The sequence below is a fragment of the Microvirga arabica genome, assembly GCF_016811235.1.
Classification (GTDB): domain Bacteria; phylum Pseudomonadota; class Alphaproteobacteria; order Rhizobiales; family Beijerinckiaceae; genus Microvirga; species Microvirga arabica.
On sequence record NZ_JAFBID010000110.1, the window covers coordinates 1 to 15,753 of the forward strand.

Here is a 15,753-nt window from a genome sequence, read left to right on the forward strand (position 1 = left end):
GCGGACCTGCGCGACCGCTACCACACCTATTGCGACCCGCGCCTCAACGCCGAGCAGGCGCTGGAGATCGCGTTCCTGACCTCGGAGCTGATCAAGCGCGAGCACCAGTCGAGGGAGCAGCCGACCGCCCTCGCGGCGGAATGAGCGGCTGGATATTGGATTGGGAACAGGGGGACCTTGCGGTTCCTCCTCCCACACCATGGTGCATCCGGGTCCGTACACGGCGGTTCGCTGGGTTATTGAGCATCAGTTTCGAAAGCGAGGGTGAGACAGGTCCCCTTGCAGTGTTCATGCATCCATAGTCCTGGCCTGTCAGATTGGTCGGCTCTGAGGGCAATCTTGTCGGGCATTTTGACCCCTGAGAGGCCAGTGCCATGAAGAATTCGCGCTACACGGAAGAGGAAATCGCGCTTGCCACGCAGCCGGCGGATAACGACACCCCGGTCTCTGAGGCGATCCGCAAGATGAGCATCACCGAGCCGACTTGTCTCACGCTGGAAGAAGCAGTTTGCCAGAACGGGCTTGACTGAGATCGGCCGCCTCAAGCAATTCAAGAACGAAAATGCCCGGCTCAAGAAGCTGGCGACGGAGCAGGCCCTCGACAAGACCATATTGCACGACGTGCTCAGAAGAAAGTGGTGAAGCCTGCCACGGGCTTTCAGCGCTACCACAAGCGCTCCAACCCACCAGTAGAGCTGCAGACGCGGCTCAAGAAACTGGCGGCAGCACGCGTGAGCTATGGCTATCGCCGGCGGCGGTTTCTGCTGCGCCGGGAACGCCGGTCGGTGAACCACAAACGCACCTATCGTCTCTTCTGCGAGGAAGGGCTGTCCATTTGTTCCAAGGCCCCCAAGCGCAAGCGGGTCTTGCGCTATCGACCGGGTCGGCCGGACGTGGGTGGGCTGAACGAGGTGCGGGCGATGAGCTTCATGGCGGACCAGCTTGTCGACAGCCGTCCGCTCCAGATACGAACTGGTCGCTGCGTGACTTGGTCCTCTCTGGAACTGAAATCTTTCTGGCTGAAGCGAGGAAAAGGTTTCCTGAGGGCTCTGGTCGGGCGTATCGAGGGCCGGCACCATCCTGCATCTGGACAGCGCCAGTGTATTCAGACATTCGGATTCCTGATCAACGCAAGCAGCCTCGGAACTGCTCAACGAGACCTGTCGTCTGAGATTCTCGTAGAGGTCCCAGTTTGCTGGACTTTTGGCGGGTCTTGGGATAGAGGCTGGCCAAATGGCTGAGCCACGAGAAAGCAGCTTTTGGTGCACTTTAAGGCAAACACGTTGATGAATTCACATTCCGGCTTCAGTAGAAATAGAGTTCGAGCAGGTGCAATTACTTCTCTGCTGACTGTTTTCCTTCAGCCGCTGCGGGAAAAGGAGCGGCGGCACCTAGCTGACCGGAAGAAGTTGGGTGTCGATACCCCAGTTATGCAGGTAATTGAGCCCTGGTACCCAGCCAATCAGGAGCCGGGGGATGATGCCCCAATGATGCAGGTAACAGAGCCATGGTATCCGGTCCACGGGCGCCCGCCGAGTTGGCTTGTGGCCTGATTGTCTCTACGTAGTCGATTGAGGTCCCGTTCCAAAGCGTTCGGGAGCAGACCTGCATCACGTTGACGATCATCCGGATTGCTTTGCTACCGCATTGCGAGCCGCGGACTCTGAGGGTCATTTCAGGCTTCGGCAGGTCCAAGGCCGGCCTCAAGCAACTCTCCCTCGGAGCTATATGGCGAAAATTACCGACTCATCGCCGTGAGTGGTGCTGTGCCCAGAGTAGAGCTTGTAATCCTCTCGTATGCCCAGCAAGAACTGCGGCAATTCGTAAAAATCGAAAAGTTGGTGGTAGATGCATACCGCTATCCTCGGCTTGAACCGCTCGATCGTTCTAGCCGCGCCTTTGAGCGCGTTCATTTCGGCTCCCTCGATATCCATCTTGATAAGATCGACGTGCGGAAGCCCGGCTGTTTCCACGAAATCATCGATGGTGATCGCGGTTACTTTCATTGCGTCGGGAATGTCTGCGAACTGAACCTGAGTGGCGGGCCCCTCACCCACAATCGACATCGTTCGTCCCGTTTCCGACCACACCGGCTTGTTTACTAAGCTAATCCGGTTCTGAAGGCGCGGGTTAGCGTGGACGTTCGCATGGTAGACATCAATGTTGTCTGGCATGAATTCGAAAGAATAAACTCTGCCCTCCGGCCCAACCGCGTCGGCAAAGTTGATTGTGGTTCCCCCCGTAGCAAGCACCACAGTCGAGGACATAATCACCTGGACGCGGGGATAATACCTCCGACATCCCCCGGTAATAATACTGCGGATAAACGAACTCGTTGAAAATTCCGAAGGGATCGGAGTATATCGTAATGTCCCTACCAATATCTCGCAGGCTGTACTTTTCCAAGCCGCCATTGGCAAAGTGACCAGAGGCCTTCCCGATTACGAGATGTTGAATCTCATCAAGAGCAGACCGAAACAAGTTGTTGTCGAGCGGGAGTTTGACGTATCTCCAGCCAAGTCCACGATAAGCTAGCACAAGGAGGAGAAGCCGACGAGAATCCGCATCCTGAAGGCGCTCGTAAAGCCATTCCCAATTGTGCAAATCAGGCTCGACAAGGTCGATGGCGCGTTGCTTCAGCTTTGGGATATTGTGTTCGATTTCCGCCGGTGGACGGTAAGGTTCAGGCGCCATGTTTATTGCTGCACGAGGGTCCTCCGATCGAGGCTCAGAGGTTAAACACTCACCCAGCACTTGCATAAAGTGGCCAAAGAACGAATTTGAAGTCTTAGGAAGACCCTTGCCGGAAGAATGGTCTACCTCAAACAGCCTATGCGGATTGCGCATTCTTGAGACCCTGGCCCTATGATGACGGCGGGGACATTGGTATGCAGGTCAACCGAAGGGGTCAAGCAGGTAACGGCAATCGCGAACCACTTATGTCACGGGGCGGCCTGGTAAGTGATTGAGTTTCCTGCCGTCGTCCCATCGCCGGCGGCGAACATGGAACTCTCATCGCCGGAGAAAAACACGAACGCTCGGTCACTGTCGGAAATTCGCGGATAAACACCCTTGCCTGTAGTCGTCCCTTCGAGCCCCGAGCTCACACTCACAGGTGCCGTGGCTTTGCCAGGACTGGAAAATCAACATACATCGCGCCGGTAGCCGCACCCACTGTTGTTATCGCAACCCTTTCGGACATGACCACAGTCTTGCTCGGCAGAATTGCATTGGCTCGCGGCCTCAACTAACAAAAAGCACACGGAAAAAGAGGCTATATGCAAACGAGGCTTTCTTCACTGGACTCACTGAGAGGCCTAGCCGCGGCAACAGTGGTCTTACATCACTGCACGGAACTCTCCTCGTGGATGCACGAGAACTACGATAGCCTGTACCAAAATTGGTTTCAGGACCCTATGGGATGGCTCTATCTCACTCCGCTGCGACTGCTCGTTGCAGGTCCTTCGGCTGTGCTAGTCTTTTTCGTATTAAGTGGTCTCGTCTTGTCCATCTCCTTCGTCGAGCGTCAACCGACGGACTATCTCCCATTCATAACTAAGCGCTTCTGCAGGATCTGGCTGCCTTTTGCAGCTACGATTATGGTAGCCGCCGAGCTGTCGCACGTGCTGCCGACCACAGTTCCAAACTATACCGCCGAATGGTTCAAATACCTCTTGGAGCCCGCTAGTCTGCACCGACTACTCATACATTTCGGCATGACCGGATCCGATACAATTCTCAATCCACCAATGTGGAGCCTCATTCATGAACTACGTATTTCCTTAATCTTTCCTCTTCTCGTGGCACTAACACAATGGAGTTGGCGCGGCTCTCTGGCTATCTCTCTACTTTTGGGCCTCGCGGGCACAGTGGCTATTAGTTCTTTTCAATTAACAGGTTTCGAGAAGTCATTCCTCCAGACAACTCAGTATATTTTCCTGTTTTCGATGGGCATTGCCATTGCCCACCGACTTTATGATTTACGCCTTCTTATTGTGCGAGTTCCGACCTCCGCGAGAGCTGTCCTATGGATCATCGCATTGCTAGGAGTTTGTTATGGCCCAAAAATAGGCAACAACGTCACGAATTCTACACAGGCAATCCACGTAGCTGTAAGTGGATTCGCGGCTGCCTTGCTTGTCCTGCTCTGCGCAGTAGATGTTCGTGCGACACCTTTTCTTGGAAGCTCTATCCCACGCTTTTTAGGACGGATCTCATACAGCCTTTACCTCGTTCATTGGATCGTGATGGTCGCTGTTGCTCGATTGATTGGAAATGGCTTGCCATTCTCAATCTCGCTCGTCATTGGGGTAGCTCTCTCTATTGCCCTTGCTGTCTTCATGGAGCGTTTCATCGAGCGTCCCACTATCCGCTTAGGCCAAGAGTTGGCGAGACGTTTCTCTAGTCAGGAAAGGAGTGAAGCTGTGAGGGATGTATAATTCGACGGCCTCGGTCGATGGTCTTTTCGTTCTCATATTTTCGGCCGTTGAAGAAGGCGTCCCGCTCCTGCTTGGACATCTGCAGGATGGTACGGGCCTCGCATTGGATCCGCATTCCTCAGACAGCTAGTGTCATGAGGTGCGAAAGCCGAAATCCTCCTGATCCAGCGTCAGATTAGGGGAGTAGAACGGGTCTTTGTGGAGGTCGGCATTCCAACGCTCTTCCATTGTTGCGATCTCACTTTGAAATCTGCGGATCTTGGCGGGCGTATTTTCAGTTCCTCGGCTGATAGACTCGTGGTGGTAAAGCTCGGCAAACGGAGTAAATACGTTCAGATACCCGGCTTGCCGAACCTTCAGGCAGAAGTCGACGTCGTTGAAGGCGATCTTGAGCCGAGCCTCGTCGAGTCCTCCGACTGCCTCATAGATCTCGCGGCGTACTAGCAGGCATGCAGCTGTTACCGCCGAGACGTTCTGGCAAAGCCGGAGCCGGCCGAAATAGCCAAGATGGCTGCGCGGAAAATACTTATGAGAGTGGCCTGCTACGCCGCCGATGCCAAGGATGACCCCTGCATGCTGAACCGTATCGTCGGGGTAGTAAAGCTTGGCCCCCACACAGCCTACTTCCGGCCGCACTACATGGCTGACCATTTCGCGAAGCCAATCGGGCGTAATCACCTCAACATCATTGTTGATGAGCCCAATGATGGATCCCTTGGAACTTTGGGCAGCGAAATTATTGATCGCCGAGTAATTGAAGGCGTGGGGATAGTGGAGGACGTGAATGCGATCGTCTTGCTCCAGTTGCCGAAAATATTCCAATGTAGTGGGCTCGCTTGAGTTGTTGTCAACAATCAAGATCTCGAAATTTGTATAAGTCGTCTTGCTCAGAATTGAATTGACGCACAGGCGCAGGATATCCACCTTGTCCTTGGTCGGAATGATAAGAGACACCAATGGTTGTGGATCCGAGATCGATCGAACAATGCGGTAGAATGGTAGCCCTTCCACCTGCTCAATACGCCCGCTCTGATTGCGGCTGACATGCTCTTCCAGAGCCCGCTTGCCCGCTTCAAAGGCGTAGTTTTTCTCTGAACCAGCTTTGGCCGTTGAGCCAGGAACCGCCCGCCAGTGGTAGAGGATCTTTGGAATGTGCAGGATCGAGTTTCGATCGAGACCCTCAATGATCCTCAGATTGAGATCATAATCTTGGCTTCCTTCGAAGCCCTTTCGCCACCCTCCAACTCTACGAACGTTATCAGCACGGTGGACGGTGAGATGGTTTAGGTAGTTCTGCGATAGGAACAAATCGGGAGACCAATCTGGCTTGAAATATGGATCAAACCGTCGATCAGCTTCAATTTTATCCTCGTCACTGTAGATCAACTGAGCTCCGGGGTGCTCATTCAGCGTCGCCGCAACTTCTGCGAGAGCATGCGGTCTCAGAAGATCATCGTGATCGAGTAGCGCGATAAATTCCCCCGTGGCAAGCTCAAAGGCAGAGTTTGTTGCTTCAGAAATGTGGCCGTTCGCCTCCCGATAAACAACCTTTATCCGGCTATCTTCACGACGATGCCTTTCAATAATTTGGCGAACGTGCTGGCTGGTCGAGGCATCGTCAGCGATGCAGAGTTCCCAATGAGGGTAGATCTGTTGTCTTACAGATCGGATAGCCTCTTCAAGATACGTTGCAGGCGTTTCATAGACCGGCATAAGCACGGAGATCACAGGCTTGAACGCAAGCTGATCAACCATCGCCTTATATCGATCATGATCCGCTGAGGAGTAATCGAATTTTTCGATCCACTGTTGGTATTCAGTCGCGCTGGTATTCAGGTCCTGAGGTGTGAGGATTCTTCGAAGAAGCTGTGATCGATGCCGAAGCCGGTGTGGGAGCTGTAGTGTGACCGTCCACCAGATGAGTTTTGCGGTACGTCGCAGAAGAGTCGCAGTCCACGGTGCGCGCTTCAGGAGATGACGGAGTGGCGCAGTCATTTTCCAGGATGTGCTCGAGAAAATAGCATGGAGTTGTCCTTCTACATTGGTTGCATGCTGTTTGGCATGGGCCGCAGCTGCTTCCCACGACTCAGCTTCTGCTCGTGCGTGCTCGAGTAATCGCGAGTTCCTTCGGGCTTCGTTTGCTGCGTCGATCTTCAGGCGCACGTTCTGACAAAAAAGCATCAAGGCTTCGTCGGAAAGACGACTTGGGGTGCGTTTTAACAGGATCGCCTGGGGCGTTAGAAAGGACGCATCATAGGTGAGGTCGGGATAGAAGCCGAAATCAGCAAACAATCTTAGCCACGCGATGAGCGGACGAACGTTGAAGTGTATGTCCTCCGAAACGTCATCGAGCGTTGAGGAAAATAGAATGCGGTCAGTGGCGTTGCATAAATTGCGGATTGCAATAAGAACCTCGCCTGGCTGAATGAATTCTAATACTTCGATGCAAGTAATAAGATCGAACCGCTGGTCTATAGGCTCGATGAGTGATGCTCTCTTGCAACAAGGTTTTATGTCGGGACGCACGTTCGAAATCGCGTAGGGTGAGATGTCAATGCCCCAGGCCTCGATGCCCCGATCCCTAAGCGCCTCAACAAGAAAACCCCAAGCACAGCCTGCATCAAGAACTCGCTGCGGCCGCAAGCTGCGAATGAGCTCGTCCGCAATTTCTGCAAAGCAAGCAAGCCAATGGCTGTTCCGTTCATAGGGAATGCCGCAGTGGGATTGGAAACACTCTTCGTCGTAAGGTTCTTCCATTGTGACCAGGCGTGCCTGACAACCTTCTTCAAGCCCAGTGCGAACCATGGAGACCTGAGCTGTCTGTTCTACTGCCATCTACGTTAATCCAAAGGGGCTTCATGTCGTGCCAAGGTTGCTTGTAACTGCGGGAGTGCGGAAAATGCACAAGCAGAACTTCTAGGAAATTCCCGGTATGTCGATCACTGGTTCTAACTTGTAGGTCGAGCGTTCAGTGGATCAGCCTTGTGTTGGTTTGTTCGTCGGGCTGACAGCTCGCCAGAAGCACTCTCGAACACTCAGGCAACAAGATTTCCCTGGGCAGATAGATCTTCAGTGACCACCGCGCCGATGAGTTTGTTGTAGTGTGCGTAAGCATCGTTCACTGGCCCGTCAAATTGTATTTGGCCGCTCTGCAGGACCAATCCTCGGTTACAGAGATTCACCATTGTTCCCTGATCATGTGATGCAAACACAACAATTGGGGAACGGTCGACCACGCTGCGGAGGCGTTTGTTTGCTTTAGCCATGAAGCCTGCATCGCCGGCACTGACACCTTCGTCGATCAGGAGGATGTCTGCTTCAACGGACGTCGAGATCGCAAAAGCAAGGCGAGCGGTCATTCCCGCAGAGTAGGTTCTGATTGGCATTGCCATAAAATCACCTAACTCTGAAAACTCCACAATCTCATCGATCCGACGGTCAATTTCAGGGCGGGGAACGCCGAGATACTTGGCACGCAAGACGATGTTCTCATAGCCTGTCGCGTCAATGTCCATACCAAAGGCGGCGTCAAACAACGCAGCAACCCGTCCCTTAGATCGTATGGTGCCAGAGGTTGGGTGATAAATTCCAGCCAGGACGCGCAAGAGCGTGCTCTTACCACTTCCATTATGGCCAATGAGAGCGACCCGATCTCCCGGACGGAACGTAAAGTTCACCTGTGATAAAGCCTGAACCTCAACGCGACCGGCGCTGTTGCCGGCAATCCGCCCGCCGGTGGTCCGAGACAAGATTTCGTTCTTTAGTGACCGTGCCGGTGCGGTCAGAATAGGGTAACTCACCCCTAGATCGCGTGCTTCGACAAAAGTCATATCAATTAACCTAACTTGGCTCTACTGGGCTTAAACCCAAAACGCAATCTGTGCCCGAGAACGGCTGTACAGGAGTGTAGCGCATGCTCCTCCTCCAACCGCCATGGCTATTGTAACAAGCCACATGGAAAGAGATGGAGCATTTCCCAGAAGCGGGGCCCTGACAATCTCCACCAGATATGTGAACGGATTCAGAAAGGCCACCCACTGTCGCTCTGGCGGGAGAAAACTCGGTTGCCACAAGACTGGCGTGATCATGAAAAGCGCGGCCATGAACGACTGCACAATCAGCGGCACATCCCGAAATCTAGCACCGATCGCGCCCAGGAGCAGGCATATCCAGGTAACGTTTGCAATAAGGAGGAACAGAGCCGGAATGACCAAGAGCATGGTTGGAGACACAGGAAGGCCCACAATCACAACCACAACGGGAACAATCACGAGATTATGTAAGAAATAGATGAACTGAGTCCAAACAAGCCGGAAGACATGGACCGTTAACGGCGCTGGGAGCTGCTTGATTGTTGAACTCGCGGAGATAAAAACATTCACTCCCTCGCTAATACACCCCGAAATAAAGCCCCAGATCACAAGTCCAGAAGCAACAAGTGGTAGGAAGGTCTTAAGCTCCTGTCTGAACAAGCCTCCATAAACCACAGTCATTCCGGCCACCATGATCGCGGTGGCAAGCGTTATCCATAACGGACCCAGCGTTGAGCGCCGATAACGCTGTTTAACGTCATGCCAACCCAGGTACACCCACAGGTCGCCGCGCTTGAGGCCTTCAATGGTATCGAGCAGTGCTTGTTTCATGCTGGTACGAGTATGAGCTGATAAAGCAGGGCGCAACAAAATTTGGTTGCATCGGAGAGAAGGAAGCGACGCTAAGAGACCGCAGCACTGCTTTCCCGGTTGGATGCTTCTGATGCCAAATGTCCCTTTTCGGGCATGAGCCCTAGCCGTGACTGGAACTCGGGTCAACCTTTCTCATCAGCTGCTACAAAAATACATTACATATCTGATGATTGGTGATTCTTGAAACGGCGAACTGTCCCGATGCGGCAGTTGAAATATTGGAACAACTGGTTTGCACAAAGGATCACCTCGACACAATCTGACCTGATACCTTTTGCCTCTAAAGGCTTTGCTTCCCAAAGAGCAGGGCGCCTTGCGGGCCAAGCCCTATTGGGACCGCGCCTGACATCTGGTCGACGGTGCTCGTATATCGCGCAGACCTGTGGGGTCAGCTAAAGCCAGTGGGGACTCTCCTGCCCACCCAAGCGACTGAACCTGTCACGTCAGACGACCCCTCCGCCGCACCTGAAGGCCAATCCGGCCGCGCAGGTAACGTTCAATAGAGTGGCTGCATCAAAGCTTCAGGCCATCGCAGCGGAGGATCCTCCGCTGCCTGACCAGCGGGAGGCACCCCCCCTGCCGCGATCTTGGCATCGGTGGGACCGTCCCACGCTTGCGATGCCCTCAAGGGCAAAGCGCGCTTCACACATTGATCCGCCAGCTTCTTCTGACGGCCATCATGCGGAAGCATGCCCCTGCGGCGGAGAGAACAAGAGGCTCGGCAAGGAGGCTCATGACGAGCTCGAACTAGCGGACAGGCTCGGTGGGAGGCGAACAAACGTCTCGTCTGTTAGAGCCAAGTGCAGCACACTTTCCAGTATGCCCTTCCGCTTTCTTCGTGGGTCACTGCAGGCGCGACTGAACCAATCGCCTTCCAATCCGGTTTTCTCTCGATGAGGAGAGCGAATGACATGAAGGCACTTTGTGCAACAGCCGCTATAGGTTTGAGCTTGATAGCCTTGATGGGTTCAGCCTCGGCCCAACGGTATGGAGGCCCGGGCTACCAGTATGATGAACCTGAGTACGAATATAGAGAGCGCGGCCCCAGGTACCGAGAGCGTGATTACGGTTACGAAGAACGCGGTCCTCGATACAGAGGTCGTGGCGCAAGGGCCTTCAACGAGCGCGAGTACCTGCGCTGCAACCGCGACGTTCTCCGATCTGTCCGTCGTGGCGAAACAGAGTCTGGCTTGGATCACTACCTGAGGTTTGGTCGCCGCGAGGGTAGACGTCTCAGCTGCTGATCATGGCCGGAGGCAACTTAGCAGCGCTACGACACCCAGCACGCCGCTTGTCATCTCGTCGGCTTTTGCTGTCTTGTCCGCGGCCGCGTCTATGAACTCAGTCACAGAAATGCGAGGAACACGCCCCCGTACAATCACGTGTGTGAGGTAGGAATAGGGCAGAAACTATGATGCATTCAGGGTGGGAACGCCCAAGCTTCACGGCCATAACCCGATGCGTCCTTTCATTCACGATGATGGAACCTATAGGTCGTTGGAAGCTGATGACTCTGTCCGATGCCGTTTCCATTTAACGGCCGCTCCTCCCAACCCAGCGGAATACGGCACCCCTTTCCACGTCCGATGCAGACTAACGGCCGACTTGCAGATTGGCGCTATCTCAGCACACGATGGGCCCTGCCGCCTAGCTACAGCCAGGGCTCAATGCGTCAGTGCAGCCTGACTTTTAATTCTGGTTACATTTAATTTACTATGTTGAGACAGTGGTCGGGGCCGCCTAATTGGCGGTCACATCCCAGACCCATTGAAGATCTGACACGAGGGAACCCCGTACTCGATCTGTTCGGGTAACGATCCACAGGTCAGTTTATGAGTTATGCGAGAAATGAATCAATGTTGCAGGTGAGAACTGTCAGAAAGGTTTTGTGGCCATTGCCGTCGTCGGTTGGGGCCTGTTCGCATATTCGGCGTATTCGTCGGGATCTGAGAGACAAGCTGTACGAGACAAGATCGCAAGGATTCGTCAGGAGTTAGAAACAGCTGCTGCGCAACGCGACAAGCTCGCTCACGAACAGGCTGAGGCAATCCAGGCGAGCGGCGATCTGCAGCACCTTTAAAAGCAGATTGTCGCTGCAACACAGGAGCTGCAGCGGCTGGACACAATGAGAGCACGCGTAAGCGAAGCGATCGATCGCGCCCATCCCCAGCGGGTTGCATCGGCTGCGCCGTCTGCAGAAGGGAGTGAAAGTTCTAAAGGGACCGCTTCGGCGGCTCCATTAAGGGACCACAGTGACAGTTCTGCAGGTATCTCTCCCGCATCTGGTCCTCTGTCAAAACAACAGATCCGTGCTGCCCAGGAGGCGCTCACCGACCTCGGCTACGGAGCTCTGAAAGCCGACGGCGTATTCGGCCCCGGCACAAGCAGGGCTGTTGAGGCTTTCGAACGAGCCAAAGGGCTCCCCGTCACAGGGCAGCTCGGAGCCGCGACGCTTCAGGCGCTGAGAGCCCACACCGCCTCCGCTGTTCAGTAAACCACCCAGTCGTTGTTTCCAGCCCCGCCAGTGATCACTGGCGGGGTTCATCCGAGAGTGACACTTCAGCATATCGAGCGCGGGCGGATCGCTCGGCACTGATGCTCCCCATCACGCCGGTGTCTCGGGGGCGATTCCTGCCTCATGCGCCCAATCCTACAGGCCGATCGCCTGCACCATCCGTGGTCCTGCTGCAGGATTGGGCAGAGGGGTTGCGGCTGTCACCGAATCACGATGAGGTTCATCTGATAAGGCTGTCTGGGGAAGGCTGAAACTCTTTCGTCCGTACCAAGCGTGAAATCATGCGCCAGCGGGAGAATAAACGCCGCAGCCACACCGGTGTCGGTGGCAACTGGCCTGATCGGCATCGCGCAGATACACTCTTGTCACAGGCTTGGCCCCAAGCGGCTTCACCGCACCCATGGTGCTGAATGGACCAATAACCCGGCCATGGTCTGAGACTTATTTCGAGCAGATCGTTGCCCAACGCTCCAGCCAGTGCTGTCGCGATTAGGGACAACCCGCCGCTGCACCAGAGCACGCCAGCGCCTTCAGAGCCGCCGCATATGGAGCGAAGCAAGGGAAACGGCCTCCGCTTCTTTGGTTTTCAACCAACCTCGATGCCGTAACTGGTGGGAAAGCACAGAAACAATCGTCGCTTCGATACAGCAAATCGGCTCAAGGCATTTGAGGCCGCGTCTGCACGTTAAGGTTCGGATCACCTGTTAAGGAAAAGGCTGATCATAAGCAGCTTACAGAAGTACTACGCCAAAATGGGTAGGGGATGTTCACGAACTGGACGGGTTACGTCGGAATTGCTCAAGTCATATACAGTATAAGTCAGTACGAATTTAAAATATAGTTCTATTTTAAGCATGGCCGCTATCAATAGGTATCGATAGATCTTCTATGCGTAAAATCTGTGTAATCAGACGTCAGCATATATCTCCAAGGGGGCAGCTGAGGACATGATAGTCGTATCATCCCGACCTCCCTCGATAGGGCCACCAGGGTAATCACCTCCGCTCGGGCCGTAGGGGTGCCCAGACGTCAGGACTCCTCGCTTCAGCTGACCGTTATGCGGGCGACGGTGGCTGCAATCCATCAATTTATGAACGTACGAGAGGGACATTGAGAATGGCTACGACGACGATCACCGTTGACGCTCCAACGGGAGATGCTGCGCTGGATACGGCTGCGATCCGGAAGGCCATCGAAGATGCCAACTCGGCCTACCTTGAGGCCCTCAAGCTGGATCCAAAGGCCGAGCAGGTCGTCGTCCAATTGGCCGCCGGCACTTACGTTGTGACCGGGGATCAGAGCAATCCGTCCGTGGGCGCCGTAGAACTGCTCTCAGGCGTGGCCCTCGTGGGCGCCGGCATGGGCGAGACGGTGATTCGACTGGTGGACGACTTCAATGCTCGCCTCAATGGCATCGTGCGCACGGCCCTCGAAGATGTCTCGAACGTCTCCGTTTCGAACCTGACAATCGACGGCAACCGTGACAACAACACCACGGGCGACCCGGAAAAGGACCATCAGGCTGGCTTTATCTGCGGCGTGAAGGCGGAAGAGGGCGAAACGCAGTCCAACATCACCCTTTCCAACGTCGAGATCATGGAGTGCGCCGCCTACGGCTTCAACCCGCACGAGATCTCCTACGAGGTGGTGATCGAAAACTGCGTCGCTCATGACAACGGCAAGGACGGCTTCGTGGCCGATGGGGTCGTGGGCGGTGTCTACACCGGTAACGTGGCCTACAACAACGACCGCCACGGCTTCAACATTCAAAATGCCTCGACCGACATCGTCCTTGAAAACAACACTGCCTACAACAACGGTCTGGGAGCAACTGGTGGCGCTGGGATCGTTGTTCAACGAGGCGATATTCAGCGCGGAGATGAGGATGAGATCGCCCATGTCACGGACGTTCAGATCATCGGGGGTGAGTATTACGGGAACAGCCGTGAGGGTATTCTGGTCAAGCTGTCCGACGATGTGATCATCATCGGGGCCAAGGTTCACGACAACATGCGCCAGGGTGTGCGCATTGAGGGTTCTGTCAATACAATCCTTGAGAAGAGCACCATCTCCAACAACTCCCAGGAAAAGATTGGTGCTTACGACGAGGTCCAGATCCGCCTGCGAGAGGACTACCCCGACGGCAACCCCGACGATGATCCCACAACCAATCCACTGAAGACTTATTATTCGACCGGTACGAAGATCCTGAACAACATCATCAACCCGGAGGATGCGCGTTACGCGATCCGCGAGGAGCCGACCAATACTGCTGGTGGGCCGACAGGAACGGAAGTCACGGGCAACGCGATCGGCGGTGTAGCCACCGATGGACCCGATACGCTCACCGGCTCTGCTGGCGTTGACACCTTGGCAGGCGGCAAGGGCGACGACACCTACTATGTCAACAAGGACGGCGATGTTGTTATCGAAAATCCTGGTGAAGGGACGGATCATGTTCTCGCCTCAGCCAAGCACACCCTCTCGGCCAATGTCGAAAAGCTGACATTGACCGGGATGGCCGCAATCAACGGCTACGGGAATGAACTCGACAACGTTATGACAGGCAATGATGCCGCCAACACTCTCGAAGGTCTTGGCGGAGCCGACACGATCATCGGTGCCGGAGGCAATGACACGCTGAAGGGCGGCGCTGGCAACGACTCTCTGGACGGTGGTGTCGGCGCCGATTCGATGGTCGGTGGCGACGGCAACGACATCTATACTGTCGATGACATCGGTGATGTGATCACGGAGAGGGCTGATGGCGGCCTAGGAGGCTACGACCGGGTCTTTAGCAGCGTCAGCTACACGCTCGCCGATGAAGTCGAAGAGCTCACGCTTACGGGAACAGCGAACCTGAGCGCCACGGGAAACACGGGTGCCAACGTCTTGAACGGTAACGCCGGCAACAACACGCTCAATGGGCGCGGCGGAGCTGACACGATGAGCGGCGGTCTCGGCGACGACACCTACTACGTTGACCACACAGGCGACTTTGTCGTCGAAGCGGCCGGAGCAGGAACCGATACAATCGTCAGCTCTATCTCCATCGTGGCCGAAAGGCCTCTCGCCGCGAACGTGGAGAAACTCGTTCTTATTGACAATCCCACGACCGGCATCTCTGCCGTTTCGGGTGTGGGCAACAATCTGGACAATGAGATCACCGGTAATAAAGGCAACAACAAGCTCTATGGTCAGGACGGCAACGACACCCTTGATGGCGGAGCCGGCGCTGACGAACTCTACGGCGGACTGGGCGATGATGTGTTCCGTCTCAGAAAGGGCGAACTGAACGGAGACACCATCTTCGACTTCAAGGGCAACGGCGCTGCCGACACGATCGCGTTCGTCGGCTTCTCAGACCAAGCAACACTGGGCTACATGGGCGGCAGCCTCTGGCGCGTGACGGACGCGGACGGCCAAGTTGCGGAATTCAGCATCAAGGGTGTGACATCACTTGCTGCCACTGATTTCACCGGTGCGAGATTTGCTCCAACGCCAGGGCAGAACCAGGCGCCATCAGCGGTTGCTTTGGTGAATCAGGTGGGGCAGGCGACGGAGAACGGCTCGGCCGTGAAGGTGGCAGACATCGCGACCACCGATGATGGCCTGGGCACGAACCTGCTGACGTTGGTTGGAGCAGACGCGGGAGCATTCGAGATCCGCGGCAGCGAGCTGTGGTTCAAGGGCGGAGCCGATTACGAGGTCAAGCAGTCCTACGCTGTTCAGGTGAGGGCTACTGACAGTTCTGGTCAGGGCGAGGTCACCTCAGCCGAGTTCAGGCTCGCGATCGCCGATGTCAAAGAAGACAAGCAAGCATTCGATTTCAAGCTGACCGAGGCCACGTTCAGCTTTTCCGGATCCGAGGTTGTCATCAATGGTCCCAGTGGACAGCACTTTGTACTCTCTGGTTTCAAACACTTCCAGTTCTCGGACGGCACGGTGAGCGAGGACGATGGCAATGCATCCGTGAGTGACCTGTTTTATTATGCCCAGAACGTCGACGTGTGGCACGCCGGCATCGATGCGGATGCTCACTATGCGACGTTTGGCTGGCAGGAGGGCCGCAACCCGAATGCCTTCTTCAACACGAATGCCTACCTGTCGGCCA

General features: G+C 55.1%; 12 protein-coding genes. 6 read left to right on the forward strand and 6 right to left on the reverse strand.

Annotation, left to right across the window (positions count from 1 at the left end):
- From JQC81_RS29705 to JQC81_RS29715, 3 genes are all read left to right on the forward strand, one after another.
- Positions 1 to 144, forward strand: a 144-nt coding sequence (locus JQC81_RS29705) for a 3-deoxy-7-phosphoheptulonate synthase (protein ID WP_203275386.1), incomplete at its 5' end; no start/stop codon positions are given.
- Between the two features lie 230 nt (positions 145 to 374).
- Complete coding sequence (locus tag JQC81_RS29710) at positions 375 to 530, forward strand: hypothetical protein (RefSeq protein WP_203275387.1); 156 nt, start codon at positions 375 to 377, stop codon at positions 528 to 530.
- A gap of 108 nt (positions 531 to 638) precedes the next feature.
- Positions 639 to 1,241, forward strand: coding sequence for an IS3 family transposase (locus JQC81_RS29715; RefSeq protein ID WP_203275388.1), 603 nt, complete (start codon positions 639 to 641; stop codon positions 1,239 to 1,241).
- Between the two features lie 483 nt (positions 1,242 to 1,724).
- Here the strand turns inward: JQC81_RS29715 and JQC81_RS29720 are convergent, their stop codons facing one another.
- Positions 1,725 to 2,267 carry an FkbM family methyltransferase gene (locus tag JQC81_RS29720; RefSeq protein ID WP_203275389.1) on the reverse strand — a complete coding sequence of 181 codons (543 nt, stop codon included), beginning with the start codon at positions 2,265 to 2,267 and terminating at the stop codon, positions 1,725 to 1,727.
- The gene (locus JQC81_RS29725) at positions 2,158 to 2,847 is read right to left on the reverse strand and encodes a hypothetical protein (RefSeq protein WP_203275396.1); all 690 of its coding nucleotides are present in this window, start codon (positions 2,845 to 2,847) and stop codon (positions 2,158 to 2,160) included. Before JQC81_RS29725 ends, JQC81_RS29720 begins: the two co-directional genes overlap by 110 nt.
- A gap of 431 nt (positions 2,848 to 3,278) precedes the next feature.
- On the opposite strand from JQC81_RS29725, the gene JQC81_RS29730 reads away from it, so the two are divergent.
- Entirely contained in the window at positions 3,279 to 4,439 is a 1,161-nt protein-coding gene (locus tag JQC81_RS29730) for an acyltransferase family protein (RefSeq protein ID WP_203275390.1), read from the forward strand.
- On the opposite strand, the gene JQC81_RS34665 is transcribed toward JQC81_RS29730, so the two are convergent.
- The 4 genes from JQC81_RS34665 to JQC81_RS29745 all read right to left on the reverse strand — a co-directional run bounded on the left by JQC81_RS34665 (position 4,402) and on the right by JQC81_RS29745 (position 9,082).
- The gene (locus JQC81_RS34665; protein WP_446685732.1) at positions 4,402 to 4,554 is read right to left on the reverse strand and encodes a DUF7696 family protein; all 153 of its coding nucleotides are present in this window, start codon (positions 4,552 to 4,554) and stop codon (positions 4,402 to 4,404) included. The two genes, JQC81_RS29730 and JQC81_RS34665, sit on opposite strands and share 38 nt — an antisense overlap.
- Positions 4,555 to 4,571: 17 nt before the next feature.
- Positions 4,572 to 7,274, reverse strand: a complete 2,703-nt coding sequence (locus JQC81_RS29735; protein ID WP_203275391.1) for a glycosyltransferase — start codon at positions 7,272 to 7,274, stop codon at positions 4,572 to 4,574.
- Positions 7,275 to 7,474: 200 nt separating this feature from the next.
- Positions 7,475 to 8,269 (reverse strand): ABC transporter ATP-binding protein, encoded by a 795-nt coding sequence (locus JQC81_RS29740; protein ID WP_203275392.1) that lies wholly within the window; start codon positions 8,267 to 8,269, stop codon positions 7,475 to 7,477.
- Between the two features lie 30 nt (positions 8,270 to 8,299).
- Positions 8,300 to 9,082, reverse strand: a complete 783-nt coding sequence (locus JQC81_RS29745; protein WP_203275393.1) for an ABC transporter permease — start codon at positions 9,080 to 9,082, stop codon at positions 8,300 to 8,302.
- Between the two features lie 2,167 nt (positions 9,083 to 11,249).
- Here JQC81_RS29745 and JQC81_RS29750 point away from each other — a divergent pair.
- Both JQC81_RS29750 and JQC81_RS29755 read left to right on the forward strand, forming a co-directional pair.
- On the forward strand, positions 11,250 to 11,618 hold the full coding sequence (locus JQC81_RS29750) for a peptidoglycan-binding domain-containing protein (RefSeq protein WP_203275394.1): 369 nt from the start codon (positions 11,250 to 11,252) through the stop codon (positions 11,616 to 11,618).
- Positions 11,619 to 12,950: 1,332 nt separating this feature from the next.
- Positions 12,951 to 15,753 (forward strand): right-handed parallel beta-helix repeat-containing protein (locus JQC81_RS29755; RefSeq protein WP_203275395.1); only part of this gene is annotated, 2,803 nt, incomplete at its 3' end.